The following is a 19,539-nucleotide window of genomic DNA, read 5'->3' as shown; positions in this document are numbered from 1 at the left end:
GATGGTAGTAAGCCTGCTTTTGCAGGCTTTTCTACTGTATACATAATAAAAGGATGTTCAATATGAACGAACAACAAGCAATTGATTGGATTCATAAACAACTGAATTTTGGAATCAAACCTGGTCTGAAGCGGATGGAGTGGATGTTAGAACGCTTAGGTCATCCCGAGCATAATACAAAAATGATTCATGTAGCAGGTACGAATGGGAAAGGTTCGACTGTCACTTTTCTAAGGAATATCTTTCAAGAACATGACTATAAAGTTGGTACATTTACTTCCCCATATATTGAAACATTTAATGAGCGAGTGAGTATTAATGGATTACCGATAGATGGCCAATCACTCGTTGCTTATGTGGAAAAAATTATTCCATTGAGCGAAGAATTATCACAGACCCCCTACGGATCTCCTACCGAATTCGAAATAATTACGGTCATTGCTTTTCTTTATTTTGCAGATAAACAGGTGGACTATGCCATTTTCGAAGTTGGACTTGGTGGAAGACTAGACTCTACTAATGTGCTACAGCCGTTATTATCAGTTATTACAACTATTGGGCATGACCACATCGACATATTAGGAGATACTTTAGCAGAAATTGCTTACGAAAAAGCTGGAATTATTAAGGAAGGCGTACCAGTGATTACGAATGTTCGTCAACGAGAGGCACTGAAGGAGATTGAACATAAGTCTAAAGAGCAAGATTCAGGCATGATTAAAATAGATAAAGATTTTTTCTGTGAAGTGAATGAACGCCCAACTGGTGGTGAAACTTTCAAATTAAAGCAGGACCTTTTTCCGTTAGATAATCGAGAGTGGAAAATACAAATGCAAGGAATTCATCAGTGTGAAAATGCGGCTTTAGCGTTAATGAGCTTTCTTCAGATAGTGGACATCGAGCAACTCAACATTAATGAAACTGATATAGAGCAAGGGTTACTTAATTCAACTTGGCCAGGTCGCTTCGAGAGAATTCAAATAGAACCGGAAGTTTATGTTGATGGAGCACATAATATTGAAGCTCTAGAAACCTTGATTTCAACATTAAAAGAAAAATATCATCATAAAAATATTTATTTTCTCGTCTCAATACTTCAAGGCAAGAAGATCGAGGAAATGGTTGCGATGTTAAATGAATTTTCAAAAAATATATACTTAACAGTATTTGACTTTCCGAAGAGTTATGGGTATTATGAACTAAATAAAAAGTTTCAAAATTGTGAAATAAATATTTCTCAAGATTGGCGTCGTTCATATAAAGAAATCACAGATCAGATGCAAGGGGATGACATTTTGGTAATAACTGGTTCATTGTATTTTGTATCTGAAGTGAGGCAATGGTTTCGAGGGAAAGAAATTTAACACCTGTAAAAGGAGTTCATGATGAATGACTAGATCAAAATCGATTACAATTTGGACGGTTTGGTTTGTATTATTCCCACCATTAATGATTTATCTTTATTTTATGCTCGATCCGACTTTCGATGGGTATTGGTTAGACTTGCTTGCATTCGCAATCATCATGAGTGCTGTCGCTATTTTTCCTATAAGAGTAGGGTCCATCACAGTTTTCTTTCTGAATAGTATCAGTTTTGCTATTTTCTTATACTTTGGACTATTTGCTGAGATCGTGCTTACGCAGATATCTTTAATAGCTTTATATTTAAAGATTGGGTTAAAGAAAAATGAACTACATAAAATTCCGATGAACTCAACGATGTTGCTATTAACATCGATTTTTTCCGCAGGAATTTATTATGCTTTAGGTGGTACTCACGGGGTGCTGACGCTTAATTCGTTAGATCAAATCATCCCTTTAGTAGGATATATTTTAGGTTATAATCTTGCTAACCAACTATTCCTAATGATTATAAATGCTTATATTCATGGTAGAAAATCAGTCAAAATGAATAAGTCTCTATTTGTTGACGGTTTAATAATTTTGGTGACTTTTCCACTAGGTCTCGTTCTTTACATATTATATCTGGAATTGAAGATAAGTGCGATTCTGTTTGTTGGAATTCCATTCGTTTTGTTATCAATCGTCATTTCCTTCTACCATAACGGACGCAGAATTAATCGATACCTCCATACAACGAGCCAAATTGGACATGAGCTTTCAAAAAGACTGAATGTAAAAGCCGTTCTTGATACTTTTGTCCAGGAAGTCAGTAAACTCATCCCAGCAAAATATATTTATATATTTGATGTTACGAGTGCGAGTAAATCTATGAGTCTAATCCGTTTTGTCAATGAAGATGACCCAGATGATAAAAAGGAACTCACTTTATATTATGGGAAAGGATTTGCTGGTAAAATTTATGCTGAAAAAGAATCTAGCATGGTTGATACTAAGTCGAAATTGAACCGAATGGAAGCCAATGAATTTCCTAATGAGGTGCAAAGTGCAATTGGAGTGCCTATTAAACGGAATGACCATGTTGTTGGTGTGCTTTTAGTTGCTTCTAATGAAAGAAGAGTATATGAAAAGTATCACGTAATGTTATTGGAGATTTTAGCGAATTTCTTATCTGTAGCAATGGAAAACGCACGTCACTACGAATCTGAAAAGCTTAAAAGTCAGAGGGATGAATTAACCGGCCTCTATAATTATCGATTTTTGTCAGAGCATATTGATGAATATGCGAATGACCTGAAATCTAAAGGGATTGACGAACGTCTTTCTATTATCATTCTAGACTTGGACTCTTTTAAGAGAATTAATGATACGTACGGTCATGAAGCAGGTAACGAAATCTTGTCGCAATTAGCTGAACGATTGCAGACTTATATACATGAGAGAGGGATTGTAGCCAGGTATGGTGGCGAAGAGTTCACAATCCTATTAAAAGGTTTTGCGCACATCGAAGTCATGGCTCTAGCCGAAGAGGTACGTAAGCTGATTGCTGAAGACCCATTTGTTATCAAAAATATGGGGACAGGCCAAGAACAAAAAGTTAATGTCACTGCTAGTATTGGTGTTGCGACTTATCCTGATCACTGTGAATCTCCGCAGGAACTCCTCCGTCAAGCTGACCGGGCAATGTACGTTGGAGCCAAACGAGACGGTAAGAACAAAGTTGCTTCAAATGTAAGTTAATAAAAAAATTATCGAAACCTTCAGGGCTTTTAGCCTCTGAAGGTTTTTTTTATTTTGGCGCTGTTATCGTTAAGTGTTGATTTTATCCAGAAAACATCGTATGGAGGAGAAACACGTGAAGCGGTGACGCCTGAGGGATCAGCGCAGTGCGAAAATCCATTTTTTCGAAATGGCAATGGAGGAAAAATTAGTTGAGCACAAGCCCCTAGGCAAGCTTCCGCTTCTAAGAGTTTTGACCATATCAACAATGAACTTTAACAGAGCCTTTATTTTAGGGCTAGATGAATTATTATAGTGAATAATAAATCATATTGATGACGAAAAATGTTGAAGTCCTCAGACAAGTTTTAACCATTTTTTCACATAGTCTGTGCTAGAGTCTGTAATAAGCAGATTACATTTAGAGAAAGGTGGCCCACAAGTGGACAAGCATTCTTCTTTTCAATATAAACTCAAACAGGATGAGGAGCATTCGGAAAGGCATCGGCTAGAATCAGTGCTTACGCCAAAAAAATCACCTAAGAAAAAGTTCAATAAAAATCGAGCACTCAAAGCATTTTTAAAACCTGTGTTATTTGCCGTAATTCTTGGTGGCATATTTGGTTTTTCAATTATGCATTTCTTTTCAGACTTGAATCCTTCGGCCATTCCAGTAGATCAACCATCACAAGAAGAGCAAGACGAGGGTTCGACAGAAGCAACTGAAGCCTCCACGGGTGCTGCATTTCAGTTTGAATTCCCCGAAGCGTCCGTCGTTCAACTTGGAATATTTTCAAGTAGGGAGAACGCAGAAGTGTTTTCGCAACAACTTAACGTCGTTCCGTCAGCAATTGTGGAAAAGGATCAGCAATTCTATTTGATTAATAGTCTTTTATTAAATGATTCCATGAGAACTCAAGTAGAGGGAGCTCACGAGGGTCTAGGGTTAGTTTATATGGAGGATTTCCTAGTAAAAGATTGGAGCTTTTCTGTTGTTAACAAGGAAGTAGGCGAAAATGAGCAACAGTGGCTACAAAAAACTGAATTTTTAACTAATCCATTAGCTGAAAGTGACCTTGCTTCTGTAAAGCAATGGATTAATGATGCTCCAGACATATGGGGTGACAACGAGCGTTTGAAAGCAGCTTCAACTCAGCTAGGTTTATATGAACAAAACGCATCATCAGAAAAATCGGACTTGCACTTACAAACCGCTCAACTAAATTTATGGTTGTTTTTAGAAGAAATAGGTGAAAATTAGATTAACATATGAAATTTGCAAGTTAATTCTTCATACACTACTATATTCATTGTTTCTGATAGAGAAAATCGATTTAAGCTCCTTTGTAATCGATCACACCCCTATATAGAATGAAGATATTATTATTCTGAAAGGGGTCATAATCAATGTCTACTGATACGATATTTATTAAAGATGTACCAAAGGATGACCGACCGAGAGAACGACTTATTCATGTAGGACCAGCTGCTTTATCGAACCAAGAGTTGATGGCAATTTTAATTGGAAGTGGAACGAAGGGTACCTCCGCATTATCTTTAGCCAACCGAGTACTTGCCCATTTTGAAGGGTTATCATTGTTTAAAGATGCTTCCATTACCGAATTAACCGATATTAAAGGTATAGGAGAAGCGAAGGCGGTTTCTCTTCTAGCTGCGCTTGAATTATCAAAAAGAATTCATGCATTCAAAGTCAGTGATCGCTATGTTATTAGGAGTCCAGAAGATGGCGCCAATTTCCTGATGGAAGAAATGAGAAATTTAAAACAGGAACATTTTGTCTGTTTATATTTAGATACAAAGAATCAAGTTCTTCACCGCCAGACCATCTTCATTGGAAGTCTCAACTCATCCATCGTCCACCCTCGTGAAGTTTTCAAGGAGGCAGTAAAACGTTCTGCGGCATCTGTTGTTTGTGCTCACAACCACCCCTCAGGAGATCCTGCTCCATCCAATGAAGATATCCAAGTGACAAGACGACTATTCGAATCAGGCAAGGTCCTAGGTATTGAATTATTGGACCATATTGTCATTGGAGATCATAAATTCATTTCCTTAAAAGAGAAAGGTTATTTGTAATCATACTTATTAATCCTTTTGGCCTAATCGTAAAATATCTACTATTTGAGACATGAAAACCTATCTATTTAAACTTTTTTTTCGTATAATAGATATTATAATTTGAATAATACAAGCGCCATCCAGCGATTTGAAATGTTCGTTTGGGGCGCTTATTCATGTTTCGTGACGACAGTTCATAAGCTACATAAGAATGAAACATAAGAGAGGACGATACGATTGGGAAGACCCATTTTCACGAGAGATTTCGGGATTGATCTTGGTACAGCTAATACATTAGTATTTTTAAAAGGAAAAGGAATTGCATTACGAGAACCTTCTGTTGTCGCGATCAATAACCATACAGGGGAGATTGCAGCTGTAGGTAATGAAGCAAAACAGATGATCGGGCGTACGCCTGGAACTATATCTGTTATAAGGCCGATGAAGGACGGAGTCATTGCAGATTATGATATCACTGCATCGATGATGAATTATTATATTAGTAAAATCCATCGGTCCAAATCATTGTTTTCTAGAAAACCAAACGTGATGGTCTGTGTACCATCTGGAATTACGATGGTCGAAGAACGAGCTGTCATCGACGCTACCAAACAAGCGGGGGCTAAGGATGTTTACCCGATCGCTGAACCATTCGCAGCAGCAATTGGAGCTGGTTTGCCTGTATGGGAACCTACGGGGAGCATGGTGGTTGATATCGGTGGAGGAACAACTGAGGTTGCAATTGTTTCCCTCGGTGGAACAGTAGTCAGTCGTTCGATTAGGATTGCTGGAGATGAAATGGATGAACAAATCGTCCAGTATATCCGGAAAAAATATGGCCTTTTAATTGGTGAAGCCACAGCAGAAACAATTAAAATTGATCTTGCCTCAGCGAAACGTTCTGAAGAAGTGCAAGATATGGATATCAGGGGAAGAGACCTTGTTACAGGGTTACCTAAAACTGTAACGATTACAAACGAAGAAATGGTTTCTGCATTAAGGGAATCAGTCTCAATGATAGTAGAATTAGTAAAACAAACGTTGGAATCTGCGCCACCAGAGTTAGCGGCGGATATCATCGATAGAGGAATTGTGTTGACTGGAGGAGGAGCTTTATTACGTCACTTGGATGAAGTGATTAGTGAAGATACGGAAATGCCGGTGTTCATAGCTGAAAATCCATTGGACTGCGTAGCTATCGGAACTGGCAAGGCGCTAGAGCATATCGAACACTTCCAAAATACTCCGAACGTAGCAAAACGTAACACTTTAAATTAAGTAGGTGCTTTAAGAATGCCGTCATTTTTACGCAAAAGAAAATTAATATTTTTTCTTGTATTTATTATATTTGTAGTAGCAATCATAGGATATTCCATTCGTTCTGATGAGCAATCATCATTGCCAGCGCAATTTGTGGCAGACACGGTCGGTTTTTTCCAAAACATTGCTCATCAGCCGATTCAACTTGTTGTTGGACTGACAGAAGATATAAAGAATATTCGTAATGTATATCAGCAGAATGAAGTGCTGAAAGAAGAATTACAGGATTATAAAACATTAGCCTTTCAGGTAAATGAATTGGAAAAAGAAAATGATGAACTGCGAGCGATTACTGAAATGGAAGACTCAATCAGTGATTTCTCTCCTACAAAAGCAACCGTAATTGCTAGAAGTCCAGATCTTTGGTTTGATCAATTGACCATAAATAAAGGACAAATTCATGGTGTGGAGCAAAATATGGCAGTGAGTACTCCAGAAGGAATGGTAGGAAAAGTCATTGAATCTTCCCAACTCACATCGACGGTACAACTATTAAGCGGATTTGATGAGAATAACAGAATTTCAGTTACGGTTGATGGGGATGAAGATGTCTTCGGAATGATTGAAGGGTACGATAAGGAAAAACGAGCATTACTTTTCCGTGAAATTGGTAGTGAAGGGAACATTGAAGAGGGGCAGACAATTGTTAGCTCCGGTTTAGGTGGAGTATTCCCACGAGGCCTATTAATTGGTACAATTGAAACTGTGGAATTGGATCAATATGGATTGACACAAATTGCATATGTGAAACCAGCTGCGGATTTATACAATGTCAATCACCTAATGATTATTGATAGAGATATCCACTCTCCGATTCTTGATGAAGAAGAGGAGGAGTAATATTGAAGATATACATTATTCCTGGGATTTTATTTGGACTACTTGTACTGGAAAGCATAGCTACTGGGCTTTTGCCAGCACCTCTATTACAACTTGAGGTCCAATATATTCCTCACTGGGTATTGATTTTTTCCATTTTGGTTCTACTATTCTTTGATAGCCCACTAAGCTATCATGGAATCATAAACGGAATGATATTCGCTTTAATTATTGATTTAGTATATACAGATTTACTCGGAGTATATTTCTTAGCATACGCAGTAACTTTGTATATCATTCATCTTTTGAAAAAATTATTACATCAGAACTTTTACGTGGCAATGCTGTCAGTTACTTTAGGGCTCGTTATAGCAGAGTGCTTGATATTCGGAGCATACCTTTTGATTGGTCATATCAATCTCGACTTTAATACTTATGTAGAGAGTCGTTTGATTCCGACGGTCTTGATAAATCTATTATTCTTTTTGATTGTTTATCCACTCTCCGTTAAATGGCTATCATCCTGGCAGAAAGAGAAAGAATCATGACAAATACCAAACGCAGATAATGGGGTGTTACCTCGATGATGGAATCTAATCATTTGATCACCATGAAAGGAACCAACCATGGCATCATTGTCTACCTAGACGATCGTTGTTCATTTGATTCAATTTTAAAGGAACTAGAAGAAAAAGTGACATCGAGTATTGCAAAAGACATGACTGAAATAACAGTAGATATGCAATATCGTTATGTTAATGAAGAACAAGAACAGATGATTCGTGATATTGTTGAAAATAATAGTGCTTTGAAGATCAAAACAATCGAATCAAATGTCATCTCAAAAGTAGAAGCCAATGAATGGCTAGAAAATCAAACACTCCATACAGTTATGAAAACCATCCGTTCAGGGCAGGTCCATAAAATCAAAGGAGATGCTCTATTATTAGGAGACGTCAACCCTGGTGGGACTATCCAAGCTACTGGAAACATTTATATTATGGGTAAACTGAATGGCATCGCACATGCAGGTTATGATGGGGATAAAAAATGTGTGGTAATGACTTCTTATATGAATCCGAACCAAATCAGAATTGCTGATAAAATCAGCCGGGCACCTGATTATGAAACAGAAGGTGCGGACCGGGAATTCGCATATATCAATTTAGAAACAGATCAAATTGAAATAAACCAGGTACAACATTTACAAAAAATCCGCCCAAGTATAGCGGATCTGTCAGAAAGGGGATTGTGAGATGGGTGAATCGATTGTCATTACGTCAGGAAAAGGTGGCGTAGGAAAAACGACGACTACAGCGAATGTAGGTACAGCTTTGGCATTACTTGATCAGAAGGTTTGTCTGATCGATACAGATATTGGTTTAAGAAATCTGGATGTAATTCTGGGTGTGGAGAATCGAATTATTTTCGATATCGTTGATGTACTGGAAGGACGTTGCAAATTGCAAGCTGCACTCGTCAAAGACAAAAGATTCGACTGTCTACACTTACTTCCAGCTGCACAGACTTCAGATAAGAACCAAGTTTCTCCAGAAGGAATTAAAAAACTTGTGGATGAAATAAAAGCTGATTATGATTATATTTTAATTGATTGTCCAGCAGGAATTGAGCAGGGCTATAAAAATGCTGTTGCTGGCGCAGATAAAGCAGTTGTAGTAACAACTCCTGAAAAATCAAGCGTCCGTGATGCCGACCGTATTATTGGTCTATTAGAACAAGAAGACCTTGAACCACCTCACTTGATCATCAACCGTATCAGAAAACACATGATGGATAGCGGAGATATGCTAAGTATTGATGATATCGTATCCACATTGTCTATTGAGCTTTTAGGAGTAGTGATGGATGATGAAGATGTTATCAAAGCTTCCCATCACGGTGAGCCTGTCGCTTTCCAGCCAGATACGAAAGCATCCATCAGTTATCGTAATATCGCAAGGAGAATTTTGGGGGAATCCGTTCCATTGATTTCAATGGAGGAAGAAAAAGGATTGCTTACTAAAATGAAAAAGATGTTAGGTATGAGGGCTTAAAAATAACATGAAACAACCCTTAGGCTGTCGAGAAACTCTCGACAGCCTTTTTATAATACATTCGTTAAAGTTAACTATTGATAAAGTAGATCATATAGAACAGATTTACCCTAATGATTTCGATGAATCGCGTGAAGCCGAGACGGCTATGGGATAAGCGTAGGCCAAAATCCATTTTTTCCAGAATGGTAATGATGGGAAAATTAGTGGAGGGCAAGCCCCTAGGCATGCGAAAGCTTCAAAGCGGTTCAGTAGAATCAACAACAAATTTTAACAGTGCCTTTTTATATGGACCCTTTTAAAGCTTGTCATATCTCTCATTAATTCCGAATAGGCTAGTACAAATGCTAAAGGGATTGGTGAAGATGAAGCGAAATTTAGATCAGATTCGAAATAACATTTCTAGAAGAAAGCAACTGAATGCTAAGAAAAGTCATTCCTTTTCACTTCTGGATGACGAAGAAAGATACGGCCATACTTCTTTTCCTTCTTCAACTGACACAAAAGAAGTGAATCGTAAGCAAGTGAGAGTTCACAAGCTTTTTCTGGCTGTCATATTATTTTTGACAGTGTTGATTTTGGAACAAACATCCTACGCATTATTGGAAAAGCCTAAATCATTCGTTCAAGATGCACTGACTGAAGATTTGCCATTTGCTACTGTACAAGCTTGGTATGATGATCATTTTGCTACTTCATTTTTATCCTTCGGAAGAGACAAGCCATATACGGAAGCGAGTCAATCGGATGGTACGATCCCAGTAAGCGGAATCGATCAAGAAGATGTAAAGACATTCAATGAAGGTGTTTACATTAAAGTAAATGAACAAAAACAAGTTTTTCCACTAGAGCGTGGAACAGTTATTTTTGCAGGAACGAAGCCTGAAACTGGTCAAACGATTATTCTGCAGCATGCTGATGGACAAAAATCTGTATATGGACATTTAGAGTCAATTGACGTCTTTCATTATCAATTCGTTGATGAGGGGAATCCGATCGCTACGGTAAACCCTGATGAAAGTGTCGGATTTACGAACATGTTCTTTTCAGTTCAAGATGGTGAACAGTTCCTCGACCCATTCACAATAATACTTGGGGATTCTGATGAATAAAGAACGCACAATTTATCTTCATCCTTTACTATTTTTAATGCTGATTGCCAGTTATTTTTTGGGGATGTTCATAGAATTGTTCAGCTTTTTAGTCATTGTTACTATTCATGAATTGGGTCATTTTGTTGCAGCTAAGTATTTTAAATGGAATGTGCGTCGACTGGTTCTATGGCCTTTTGGCGGGGTTATGGAGACGGAGGATTTCTACAATCGACCGAGGAAAGAAGAATTGATTGTTATTCTAGCAGGGCCGATCCAACATGTTTGGATCGCTGTTTTTTTATGGGCTATGCCATTATCTTTCGGTGAGCATATTATGATTGAACGGTTATGGCTCATCAACCTACTTGTTTTAGGGTTCAATCTAATTCCAATTATGCCTCTTGATGGAGGACGGTTGGTTTTTATTATGATGAATAAATGGATTTCTCTTTACCGAGCTATAATCTGTATGAGCATCGTTTCTTTTACAATTATTTTATTTGGCAATGTTATAATTTTTATAATGGGTTATTATAGTATTCATTTGTCAGTTTTTTCGATGTTTCTTCTGATAGATAATTGGATGACTTTTCAAAATAAATTCATCTTTTTGATCAGACACGTACTTAATCGTGCTACTTTTTACGAAAAAAATAACGATCCTCCTCATATCATTGAGGTTTCTAGTCAGACGAGTTTCCCTGAAATCATTTCTCGATTCAAAATGAATCGATATCATTATATTCGCTATCAAACAAGAGGAGAAGATAGTATTATTAGTGAGGAAGAATTTATTAATAATTATTTTCACGATCAGGCTTGAAAGGGTTAAGATATATGAGAAAACTGTTGATTCAGTCAACTACACAATTACAGATGTTAATGGATATAACAGATGGGGAACTGAATAATGTTTTGTTCCAGAACCGTGATGATTATCACGTAGGTGACATCTTTTTGGGGACTGTAAAGAATGTGGACCAGAGAATTGGAGCGGCATTTGTGAACCTTCCTGAAGGTGATGTCGCTTATTTAGCGTTGGGAAAAAACTCTGCTGATCAAAAAGTCCACAATGGTCAAAAAATCATTGTGCAGGTTATTCAAACGCCACGACAATCGAAAACGGTAACAGTCACCAAACATATTGAATGGAAGAATGAATGGTTCGTCTATTCCCCTTTTGGAAATGGGTGCAAAGTATCTTCCAAACTGAATGAGGAAGAAAAGGACAGGCTTCAACAATACTGGAAATCCCTCAAGATGGACGGAGGAGTAACCATTCGCACGGCCGCACAAGGCATTGATTTTGATGAATTTTCTAAGGTCTTGCAAAACTTAAATTCTAAATGGAGAGAGCTAGAGCAAGTTGCAAGTGACGAAAAGAAACCAAAGTTGATCGTTAGGGGTCCGAATGTTTGGGACGATTTTTTATCAAGGCTCTCGCTTGAAGAAATCGATGAGATAGTGGTCGATAGTACCGAGCTTAAGCAGCATGCAAAACAGCGTCATTATAGGTTAGCAGAAAAAATCAAATTCGATCGGTTATTTTTTAATCATAAGCCGTTTGATATGGCTACTTTGATTGAACGGTTGACCACTCGCCATGTGCCTTTAAAAAATGGAGCGAATTTAACGGTAGATCGTACAGAGGCGTTTACGGTTATTGACGTTGACACAGGTAGCTTCAGACATCAAGGGTCTCCACAAACAATGGTGAGACAAGTTAATTCCGAAGCGGCAAGAGAAAGCTTAAGACAATTACGTTTAAGGCAAAGTTCAGGTGCGATCATTATCGATTTCATTAATATGGCTTCCAAAAAAGATCAACAAGAGATCCTTTCCATTATGAAGGAAGAGATTAGAAAAGATTCTATTCCTATTCATATCGTTGGTTTTACGAAACTAGGTTTCCTCGAGCTGACTAGAAAAAGAGTGTACCCCGATGTATATACACAATTCGGTGTCACATTAAATCATCAACTAAATAGCGATGAGTATTTCAGATATAAAATAGAAGAAGATTTACTCATGCATAAGACGAATACGGCTGATGTAGTCCATCTTGACGTAGGTACTGTTGCTGAAAGAGGTATTTTTTCAAAAGATTATCTAAAGAACTTAAATGAAAAGCACAATTTCCACTTCGAATTATATCTAACCGAAAATTTATCATTGCAAAAGCCTTATCAATTATATAAAATTGGAGAAGCGGAATGGCTCTTGAATCGTTTGCAGAAGCAAGGAAAAAAGGTTGACAAACTTTTTTAATCCGTGATAACATCTATATGTTATGCTTTCATGTAGCACCCGATTGCTACAACCGCTCAAAAGAGGTTTTAAAACTTGTAGATTCAAGTACCTCGATGGCGAGTCTGAGTATAAAGAGGAGGTGCAGAGAATGTACGCAATTATCGAAACAGGCGGTAAACAATTCAAAGTTGAAGAAGGCCAAACAATCTATGTTGAAAAAATCAACGTTGCTGATGGCGAAGAAGTAACTTTTGATAAGGTCCTTTTCGTTGGTGGTGATTCTGCAAAAGTAGGTGCTCCATTTGTTGATGGTGCAACTGTAACGGCTAAAGTTGAAAAACAAGGTCGTAACCGCAAAATCACTGTATTCAAATACAAGCCAAAGAAAAACTACAAGCGTAAACAAGGTCATCGTCAGCCATATACTAAATTGACGGTAAACAAAATTAACGCGTAAGGATTTTGGCCATGATTGAAATGATGGTATTTCAAAATAAAGATGAAACAATCATCGGGTTTGAATTATCAGGACATGCTAATAGCGGTCCTCATGGACATGATCTCGTTTGTGCAGCCGTTTCGGCCGTTTCATTCGGGACAGTCAATTCGATCATTTCGATTTGCAAAATCGAACCTGAAATCGATCAAGGTGCTGAAGGTGGATACTTACGAATGATGCTACCTGACGATATGTCAGCTGAGAAATTCGAAAAGGCCCAGACCTTATTACAAGGCATGCTTGTCACGTTTCAAACGATTGAAAAAGATTATAGCCAATATATAAACATCTCGAAAAACTGAGGAGGTGCAAAATGATGCTACGTTTAGACTTGCAATTTTTCGCGCAGAAAAAAGGTGTAGGTAGTACGAAGAACGGACGTGATTCCGAATCCAAACGCCTTGGAGCAAAACGTGCTGACGGTCAACTAGTTACTGGTGGATCTATTCTTTATCGCCAACGCGGTACGAAAATCTACCCAGGATATAACGTTGGACGCGGCGGAGATGACACTCTTTATGCTAAAATTGACGGTGTTGTTCGTTTCGAAAGCTACGGACGTAACCGCAAAAAAGTAAGTGTTTATCCAGAAGTTCAAGAAGCATAATTAGATATGATATAAGCTGGCTCAATCGAGGGTCAGCTTTTTCTTTTGTTTAGGTCTTATTATCAATCATTCTATAAGGGTAGTTATACTCAGAAGTGGCCAAATTCCTGTTGCCCTTTATCTTTTCAATTTTATGGTATGATAAGTGTAAAACGAGAAGGGTGATTGGGTGAAGGATTCAGATGTATTGGAGCTGTTAAGGCATTATAGGCACGATTTGCTCAACGATTTACAACTGATTCAAGGTTTCGCATCCATGGGCAAGTATGAGTACTCGAATAAGAAGATTCAAGCGCTAATCAAGCGACTTTCTTCAGAGAGACTTTTGCAGGCTATTGAGTCGCAAGAATTTCCTCTTTGGTTGTTCAATGAAAAGTATACGAACGAAAACCTTACTATCGAATTCTATATAGAGGATATCGGGGAAGAGTTAAAACATCATGATCATCAAATGAAAAGGGATGGACAAGCTCTTTTTGAAAAACTGTCCCAGACTCCCCCTGTTGATGTGAATATAACAATAAATGAAAATAAAGTTGCTTACCAATTTAATAAGCAATCAGAAGAAGTTTTACAAAAATTAAACTCGGTAAAGAATATAGAAGTAAATAAACTAGAACAAGGGTTGGAAGTAATATACCAATATAAGTAGGTGAGAACATGTTTGTCGATCAGGTCAAGGTATTTGTAAAAGCAGGTGACGGTGGGAACGGAATCGTCGCTTTTCGTCGTGAAAAGTATGAACCGATGGGTGGTCCAGCAGGTGGTGACGGCGGGAATGGCGGAGACGTGGTTTTCGAAGTGGACGAAGGTCTGAATACATTGATGGACTTCCGTTATCAGCGTCATTTTAAAGCCTCCCGTGGTGAAAACGGCATGAACAAAGGTAAGCATGGAAAAAATGCTGAGCCTATGGTAGTACCAGTACCACCAGGAACAATTGTACGTGATGCAGAAACTGGTGAATTGATAGCGGACTTAACTGAACATAAACAGCAGGCGATCATCGTTAGAGGTGGTCGAGGCGGACGTGGGAATATCAAATTCGCCAACGCTAGAAATCGTGCTCCTGAAATTGCGGAGAACGGGGAGCCTGGTCAAGAGAATGATGTTCAGTTAGAGTTGAAAGTCTTAGCCGATGTAGGTTTAGTTGGCTTTCCCAGCGTCGGGAAATCGACTCTTTTATCGGTAGTGAGTTCAGCAAAACCAAAAATTGCTGATTACCATTTCACTACCCTTGCCCCAAACTTGGGAATGGTGCGAACGGAAGATGATCGTAGTTTTGTCATAGCTGACTTGCCAGGTCTGATTAGAGGAGCTCATGAAGGAGTAGGTTTAGGTCATCAATTTTTAAGACATATCGAACGCACAAGGGTTATTGTTCATGTTGTTGATATGTCAGCACTTGAAGGTCGTGATCCTTATGAGGATTTCATCACAATTAATGAAGAGTTGAAACAATATGATGAAAAATTACTCGAACGCCCTCAAATAATTGTAGCAAATAAAATGGACATGCCAGACTCCGAAGAGCAAGTAGAAAAATTCAAAGCTCATTTTGATGAAGGTACAACGATAGTACCTATTTCCGCTTATACTCAAGAAGGGCTCCAGGAACTTTTGTATGCAATAGCGGATAAACTGGATCAAATGCCGAAGGATATCTTTGAATCGAAGCCTGAGGAAGATGAGCAAGAGCGTGTAGTTTACAAATTCGAAAAAGACGATGAATCGTTTGAAATCACACGTGATCCTGACGGTGCTTATGTATTATCAGGACAGAAAATAGAACGATTATTCAAGATGACTGATTTCAATCAAGATCAATCAGTGCGGCGGTTTGCGAGACAAATGCGTCATATGGGAATTGATGATGCTTTACGCAAAAGAGGGGCCGAAAATGGAGACACTGTCCGTCTCTTAGATTACGAATTCGAATTCATCGATTAATTTTGTCTGACTCACATGCAATACAATCATTCAAAAGCTGTATATTTTTATAGGCAATTGACTCAACTTATTTCATTGTATGCATATCTTGTTAGTAGCAAAAAAATTGCAAAATAACAGGGAGAGGAGCATGACAATGAAAATACATGTGGTCAAAAAGAATGAAACATTGGCATCGGTTGCTGAAAAGTATGATATTACTTTGGATGAAATATTAGGTATGAATCAACAAATATCTTCACCAGAATCTCTTATGGCAGGGATGAAATTGAAAGTGCCTAACAAAGAAGTACAGCTAGAGCCTGTAATTTCGTCAAATTCTGAAAGAAATCATTCGAGTGAAAAGGAAACGTACAACACAAGTGGTAAACACTTTCGTCAATATGCCCCAGAAATCAGAGAAGATGAGCATGTTTTTTTAGATAAAACCATTCAACCCTATGACCAGGCTACTCATGAAGATTGGTTGCATCAATCATGGTACGGTCAGCCAGGCGCTTATATACCAGATAACAACAGTGGAAACATGCCAGAGGATTATGTCCCGTACCAGCTGAATTATTATTATCAGCCGTCAGAGCCTTACCGAGGATATTATCCGTACTATTACAATCCTTGCACTGGCACACCATATCACTATTAAACAGACTAGCTTCTCTTTGTTCTCCCTTTCTGATGTGTGGTAGAATATCACTTATTGCAGAAAGACGAAGGGGAATTGATTATGGAAAAACATATCGATCAATTGACGAAATGGTTGCAGCAACAAGTAGAAGAAGCCAATGTAAATGGTTTAGTAGTTGGGCTTAGTGGAGGAATCGACTCTTCTGTCGTCGGATATCTGATTAAGCGTGCAATGCCTGAACATTCATTGGGTGTAATCATGCCATGTAAAAGTGGTGATCAAGACCAGACCGATGCCCAGGCAGTTGTTAAAGGTGTAGAGCTTGATCATTTAGTAGTGGATTTATCAACACAGCATGACTCTTTATTCGGCTCTATCCAACAAGGTATTGAACATAAAAAGGAATGGAATGATCAACGCGCCCAATTGGCTGATGCTAATTTGCGTGCAAGACTACGTATGAGCACACTCTATACAGTAGCAACGAATTACAATTATTTAGTTGTCGGTACAGATAACGCCGCTGAATGGTATACAGGTTACTTCACTAAGTATGGAGACGGTGGCGTTGACCTCGTACCTTTACTGCATTACACGAAATCTGAAGTCCGTGAATTAGCAAAAGAATTGGGTGTACCGAATCAAGTGATTGAGAAGGCACCGAGTGCAGGGCTATGGCACGGCCAAACTGATGAGGAAGAGATGGGCGTTTCTTACGATGTCATAGATGCTTATCTTAAAGGTGATAAAGATCTCGACGAAAAAGATGTCGAAACGATTGAGAAAATGCACAATAAAACGTCTCATAAGCGTGCTCTGCCTAAATCTCCGCCGGACTTCCATTATTTCACATTAGAATAAACGCATGATGAAGCACCTCTTATTTCAAACTAATGAAACGGAGGTGTTTTCATGTTAAAAAAGATGTTGATCTTATTAACCGTTGTCTTGCTTTCAGCCTGTACTTATGTCGATCCTAGAAAAGACAATAGTCTGACGAATAGTGAACAAATCACAGAGATTCACACAGATGAAAAGGTTACGGATGAAGAGCTCATTCGATACAATTTGTACGAGAACCCTTATGAGTATTATGAAAAGAAAGAACTCGAGGGTACCATGGATAATACTAGTGGTGGTGGCACGATGTCGGATGATACCGGCAAACGCGTCGAGCGTGAGAGACAAATTTACTATGAACTCGTACGATTAGAAGAAGTAAGACAAGCTGGGGTTTCAATAAGACCTCAAAAAATCACTGTCGCAATAAATCTTGAAAGTCGGACAGAACCTGAAGAAGCTGTTGAAAAAGTTAGAGAAGTAGTAGAAAATATAACAGGGCGAACCGATATAGATGTAATTGTAGATGGCGAGCATAATAATCGTATTGAAGATACTGATTAATGGAAAGTGGAAGAAGAAAAGAGGATAAGTACCTCTTTTCTTTACATATTACAAAAAGGTGGGGAAAACAAATGAAATTTGCAATTGTTACGGGTGCTTCCAGGGGTTTAGGTTTAGAAGTATCTAAAAATTTATTGAAGAATGATTATAATCTGATTACGATATCTAGAAAAAGAAAAACGAATGAGCTTAAAAATCTTGCGAACGAAAACCGCCGTTCCTATTTCCATCATTCTTGTGATTTGAGTGACTTAGAAGCTTTTAACGATACATTACATGAAATAGTCGTATCTCTTACGAATCAAAAGGAAATCGAAGAGTTATTGATTGTGAATAACGCTGGGATGGTATCACCTATGGGACCAGTTGGTGAACTAAAAAACTATTCGATTGCACAACATGTTGCTGTCAACTTGACTGCTCCTATGTTGTTAGTGAATACGATAAAAAAAGATGTAGAAGTTGGACATCTTTTCGTAGTTAATGTAACTTCTGGCGCAGCTGAAAATGGTATGTATGGTTGGAACGCCTATTGTTCGACTAAAGCAGGAGTTAATATGTATACGGAAACGGCAGCACTCGAAGCAGAGGCTCTCAAGTCTGGTGATATGCATGTGGCATTCAGTCCTGGTGTGATGGATACAGATATGCAAAAAGAAATTAGAGGAACAGATGAGCACTCTTTCCAAGCAGTCGATAAGTTCAAACAACTGAAAGAAAACGGAGAGCTAAGAAGCCCTAAAGAAGTAGCTGATCTCATGACGGAATTGATCGTTGAACGTCAATCAATCCAAAACGGAAAAGTTTATCACGTCAATGATTTAAGCAAATAGTACGACCTAAGGGGGAATTATCATGGCCGGACATTCTAAGTGGCATAATATTAAGCACAAGAAAAATGCTAAAGATGCTAAACGCGGGAAAATTTTTATGAAGTTGGCGAAAGAGATTTATGTAGCTGCTAAAGAGGGTGGGGGAGACCTTGAAACCAATGCATCTCTTCGACTAGCGGTAGATAAAGCAAAAGCTAATAATATGCCTAATGAAAATATTGACCGTGCAATCAATAAAGCGACTGGTAATTTAGACGGTGAAAATTATGAAGAGCTGACCTATGAAGGGTATGGCCCTGGTGGAGTTGCTGTAATGGTGGATGTACTTACTGACAACAAAAACCGCACTGCATCAGAGGTTCGACATGCTTTTTCAAAAAATAACGGGAACCTTGGTGAAAACGGTTGTGTATCTTTCATGTTTCAAAGAAAAGGTTATATGGTAATCGACCGTACGAAAACGGACGTTGACGAGGACGAATTCATGTTAGAGGCGATCGAGGCTGGATGTGAAGAGGTTGAAGCTAGTGATGAAGTGTTTGAAGTCTTCACTTCTGTGGATGATTTCGACAAAGTTAAACAATCGCTTGATCAATCTTATGAGTTTGAAGTGGCAGAATTAACGATGTTTCCAGATACTTATACAGAGGTAATCGAAGAACATGACGAAGATATGGAAAAACTTATTGATATGCTTGAAGACTTGGATGACGTTCAAGATATTCACCACAATAAACAGTAATTGTAGAAGTTCCACTCAATGCGATAGTTGTGTGGAACTTTTACACTTTAAGAAAGTAATTAAAGGATAGAAAAATAAGTCAGTTGGCACCAAAAATTGTTTTAAAAACCTAATATTTTCTTTGTAAATTAGCAAACAGGTAACAATTACATTCAGGTATAGAACATGTTAAAATAAATGGA

General features: G+C 38.2%; 22 protein-coding genes and 1 other annotated feature. All 22 genes read left to right on the top strand.

The genetic code is table 11. The annotated features are described in order from the left end of the window. The first annotated feature begins 62 nt into the window (after positions 1-62). The 22 genes from CEY16_RS05075 to CEY16_RS04970 all read left to right on the top strand — a co-directional run bounded on the left by CEY16_RS05075 (position 63) and on the right by CEY16_RS04970 (position 19,357). Positions 63-1,364, top strand: coding sequence for a bifunctional folylpolyglutamate synthase/dihydrofolate synthase (locus CEY16_RS05075; protein ID WP_162297856.1), 1,302 nt, complete (start codon positions 63-65; stop codon positions 1,362-1,364). Between the two features lie 25 nt (positions 1,365-1,389). Then, positions 1,390-3,102: a sensor domain-containing diguanylate cyclase gene (locus tag CEY16_RS05070; RefSeq protein ID WP_101330869.1), complete on the top strand. Its 1,713-nt coding sequence runs from the start codon at positions 1,390-1,392 to the stop codon at positions 3,100-3,102. Positions 3,103-3,523: 421 nt separating this feature from the next. Beyond that, a complete protein-coding gene (locus CEY16_RS05065; RefSeq protein WP_101330868.1) occupies positions 3,524-4,342 on the top strand; it encodes a hypothetical protein in 819 nt (272 codons plus the stop codon). Positions 4,343-4,488: 146 nt separating this feature from the next. Further along, a complete protein-coding gene (gene radC, locus CEY16_RS05060) occupies positions 4,489-5,178 on the top strand; it encodes a RadC family protein (RefSeq protein ID WP_101330867.1) in 690 nt (229 codons plus the stop codon). A gap of 219 nt (positions 5,179-5,397) precedes the next feature. Next, entirely contained in the window at positions 5,398-6,438 is a 1,041-nt protein-coding gene (locus CEY16_RS05055; RefSeq protein ID WP_101330866.1) for a rod shape-determining protein, read from the top strand. 15 nt (positions 6,439-6,453) lie between these two features. After that, entirely contained in the window at positions 6,454-7,320 is an 867-nt protein-coding gene (mreC, locus tag CEY16_RS05050) for a rod shape-determining protein MreC (protein WP_101330865.1), read from the top strand. A 2-nt stretch (positions 7,321-7,322) separates the two neighbouring features. Then, positions 7,323-7,847 carry a rod shape-determining protein MreD gene (gene mreD / locus CEY16_RS05045; protein ID WP_162297855.1) on the top strand — a complete coding sequence of 175 codons (525 nt, stop codon included), beginning with the start codon at positions 7,323-7,325 and terminating at the stop codon, positions 7,845-7,847. Positions 7,848-7,882: 35 nt separating this feature from the next. Then, a complete protein-coding gene (gene minC, locus CEY16_RS05040; protein WP_101330863.1) occupies positions 7,883-8,554 on the top strand; it encodes a septum site-determining protein MinC in 672 nt (223 codons plus the stop codon). Position 8,555: 1 nt separating this feature from the next. Beyond that, on the top strand, positions 8,556-9,353 hold the full coding sequence (gene minD, locus CEY16_RS05035; protein ID WP_101330862.1) for a septum site-determining protein MinD: 798 nt from the start codon (positions 8,556-8,558) through the stop codon (positions 9,351-9,353). A 365-nt stretch (positions 9,354-9,718) separates the two neighbouring features. Continuing rightward, positions 9,719-10,465, top strand: a complete 747-nt coding sequence (locus CEY16_RS05030; protein ID WP_162297854.1) for a M23 family metallopeptidase — start codon at positions 9,719-9,721, stop codon at positions 10,463-10,465. Then, on the top strand, positions 10,458-11,270 hold the full coding sequence (locus tag CEY16_RS05025; protein ID WP_101330860.1) for a site-2 protease family protein: 813 nt from the start codon (positions 10,458-10,460) through the stop codon (positions 11,268-11,270). Before CEY16_RS05030 ends, CEY16_RS05025 begins: the two co-directional genes overlap by 8 nt. A 14-nt stretch (positions 11,271-11,284) precedes the next feature. Continuing rightward, complete coding sequence (locus tag CEY16_RS05020) at positions 11,285-12,715, top strand: ribonuclease E/G (RefSeq protein WP_101330859.1); 1,431 nt, start codon at positions 11,285-11,287, stop codon at positions 12,713-12,715. A gap of 40 nt (positions 12,716-12,755) precedes the next feature. Further along, positions 12,756-12,831 (top strand) — a sequence feature (ribosomal protein L21 leader region). Positions 12,832-12,845: 14 nt separating this feature from the next. Next, positions 12,846-13,154 carry a 50S ribosomal protein L21 gene (gene rplU / locus CEY16_RS05015; protein WP_101330858.1) on the top strand — a complete coding sequence of 103 codons (309 nt, stop codon included), beginning with the start codon at positions 12,846-12,848 and terminating at the stop codon, positions 13,152-13,154. An 11-nt stretch (positions 13,155-13,165) separates the two neighbouring features. Beyond that, positions 13,166-13,498: a ribosomal-processing cysteine protease Prp gene (locus CEY16_RS05010; protein ID WP_101330857.1), complete on the top strand. Its 333-nt coding sequence runs from the start codon at positions 13,166-13,168 to the stop codon at positions 13,496-13,498. A gap of 14 nt (positions 13,499-13,512) precedes the next feature. Further along, on the top strand, positions 13,513-13,803 hold the full coding sequence (gene rpmA, locus CEY16_RS05005; protein ID WP_101331142.1) for a 50S ribosomal protein L27: 291 nt from the start codon (positions 13,513-13,515) through the stop codon (positions 13,801-13,803). A gap of 169 nt (positions 13,804-13,972) precedes the next feature. Beyond that, positions 13,973-14,455 (top strand): Spo0B domain-containing protein, encoded by a 483-nt coding sequence (locus CEY16_RS05000; RefSeq protein WP_101330856.1) that lies wholly within the window; start codon positions 13,973-13,975, stop codon positions 14,453-14,455. Between the two features lie 8 nt (positions 14,456-14,463). Further along, complete coding sequence (obgE, locus tag CEY16_RS04995; protein WP_101330855.1) at positions 14,464-15,753, top strand: GTPase ObgE; 1,290 nt, start codon at positions 14,464-14,466, stop codon at positions 15,751-15,753. A gap of 136 nt (positions 15,754-15,889) precedes the next feature. Further along, positions 15,890-16,396, top strand: a complete 507-nt coding sequence (locus CEY16_RS04990; protein WP_162297853.1) for a LysM peptidoglycan-binding domain-containing protein — start codon at positions 15,890-15,892, stop codon at positions 16,394-16,396. Positions 16,397-16,477: 81 nt separating this feature from the next. After that, complete coding sequence (nadE, locus tag CEY16_RS04985) at positions 16,478-17,239, top strand: NAD(+) synthase (RefSeq protein WP_101330853.1); 762 nt, start codon at positions 16,478-16,480, stop codon at positions 17,237-17,239. Positions 17,240-17,290: 51 nt separating this feature from the next. Then, positions 17,291-17,782: a YhcN/YlaJ family sporulation lipoprotein gene (locus tag CEY16_RS04980; protein WP_101330852.1), complete on the top strand. Its 492-nt coding sequence runs from the start codon at positions 17,291-17,293 to the stop codon at positions 17,780-17,782. A gap of 71 nt (positions 17,783-17,853) precedes the next feature. Next, positions 17,854-18,615 carry a (S)-benzoin forming benzil reductase gene (locus tag CEY16_RS04975; RefSeq protein WP_162297852.1) on the top strand — a complete coding sequence of 254 codons (762 nt, stop codon included), beginning with the start codon at positions 17,854-17,856 and terminating at the stop codon, positions 18,613-18,615. Between the two features lie 22 nt (positions 18,616-18,637). Beyond that, positions 18,638-19,357, top strand: a complete 720-nt coding sequence (locus CEY16_RS04970; protein ID WP_101330850.1) for a YebC/PmpR family DNA-binding transcriptional regulator — start codon at positions 18,638-18,640, stop codon at positions 19,355-19,357. Positions 19,358-19,539: the final 182 nt, after the last annotated feature.

It is taken from the genome of Halalkalibacillus sediminis, assembly GCF_002844535.1.
Taxonomy (GTDB): domain Bacteria; phylum Bacillota; class Bacilli; order Bacillales; family Alkalibacillaceae; genus Halalkalibacillus_A; species Halalkalibacillus_A sediminis.
This window is presented reverse-complemented; position numbering and strand designations above follow the sequence as displayed.

Bases quoted from the DNA above. Each gene is read 5' to 3' on its own strand.
- nadE (WP_101330853.1), top strand. From the start codon at position 16,478: ATGGAAAAACATATCGATCAATTGACGAAATGGTTGCAGCAACAAGTA.
- CEY16_RS05030 (WP_162297854.1), top strand. From the start codon at position 9,719: ATGAAGCGAAATTTAGATCAGATTCGAAATAACATTTCTAGAAGAAAG.
- CEY16_RS05020 (WP_101330859.1), top strand. From the start codon at position 11,285: ATGAGAAAACTGTTGATTCAGTCAACTACACAATTACAGATGTTAATG.
- CEY16_RS04975 (WP_162297852.1), top strand. From the start codon at position 17,854: ATGAAATTTGCAATTGTTACGGGTGCTTCCAGGGGTTTAGGTTTAGAA.
- rpmA (WP_101331142.1), top strand. From the start codon at position 13,513: ATGCTACGTTTAGACTTGCAATTTTTCGCGCAGAAAAAAGGTGTAGGT.
- CEY16_RS04970 (WP_101330850.1), top strand. From the start codon at position 18,638: ATGGCCGGACATTCTAAGTGGCATAATATTAAGCACAAGAAAAATGCT.
- CEY16_RS05075 (WP_162297856.1), top strand. From the start codon at position 63: ATGAACGAACAACAAGCAATTGATTGGATTCATAAACAACTGAATTTT.
- minC (WP_101330863.1), top strand. From the start codon at position 7,883: ATGATGGAATCTAATCATTTGATCACCATGAAAGGAACCAACCATGGC.
- rplU (WP_101330858.1), top strand. From the start codon at position 12,846: ATGTACGCAATTATCGAAACAGGCGGTAAACAATTCAAAGTTGAAGAA.
- CEY16_RS05070 (WP_101330869.1), top strand. From the start codon at position 1,390: ATGACTAGATCAAAATCGATTACAATTTGGACGGTTTGGTTTGTATTA.
- CEY16_RS05025 (WP_101330860.1), top strand. From the start codon at position 10,458: ATGAATAAAGAACGCACAATTTATCTTCATCCTTTACTATTTTTAATG.
- mreC (WP_101330865.1), top strand. From the start codon at position 6,454: ATGCCGTCATTTTTACGCAAAAGAAAATTAATATTTTTTCTTGTATTT.
- CEY16_RS05010 (WP_101330857.1), top strand. From the start codon at position 13,166: ATGATTGAAATGATGGTATTTCAAAATAAAGATGAAACAATCATCGGG.
- CEY16_RS04980 (WP_101330852.1), top strand. From the start codon at position 17,291: ATGTTAAAAAAGATGTTGATCTTATTAACCGTTGTCTTGCTTTCAGCC.
- minD (WP_101330862.1), top strand. From the start codon at position 8,556: ATGGGTGAATCGATTGTCATTACGTCAGGAAAAGGTGGCGTAGGAAAA.
- radC (WP_101330867.1), top strand. From the start codon at position 4,489: ATGTCTACTGATACGATATTTATTAAAGATGTACCAAAGGATGACCGA.
- CEY16_RS04990 (WP_162297853.1), top strand. From the start codon at position 15,890: ATGAAAATACATGTGGTCAAAAAGAATGAAACATTGGCATCGGTTGCT.
- obgE (WP_101330855.1), top strand. From the start codon at position 14,464: ATGTTTGTCGATCAGGTCAAGGTATTTGTAAAAGCAGGTGACGGTGGG.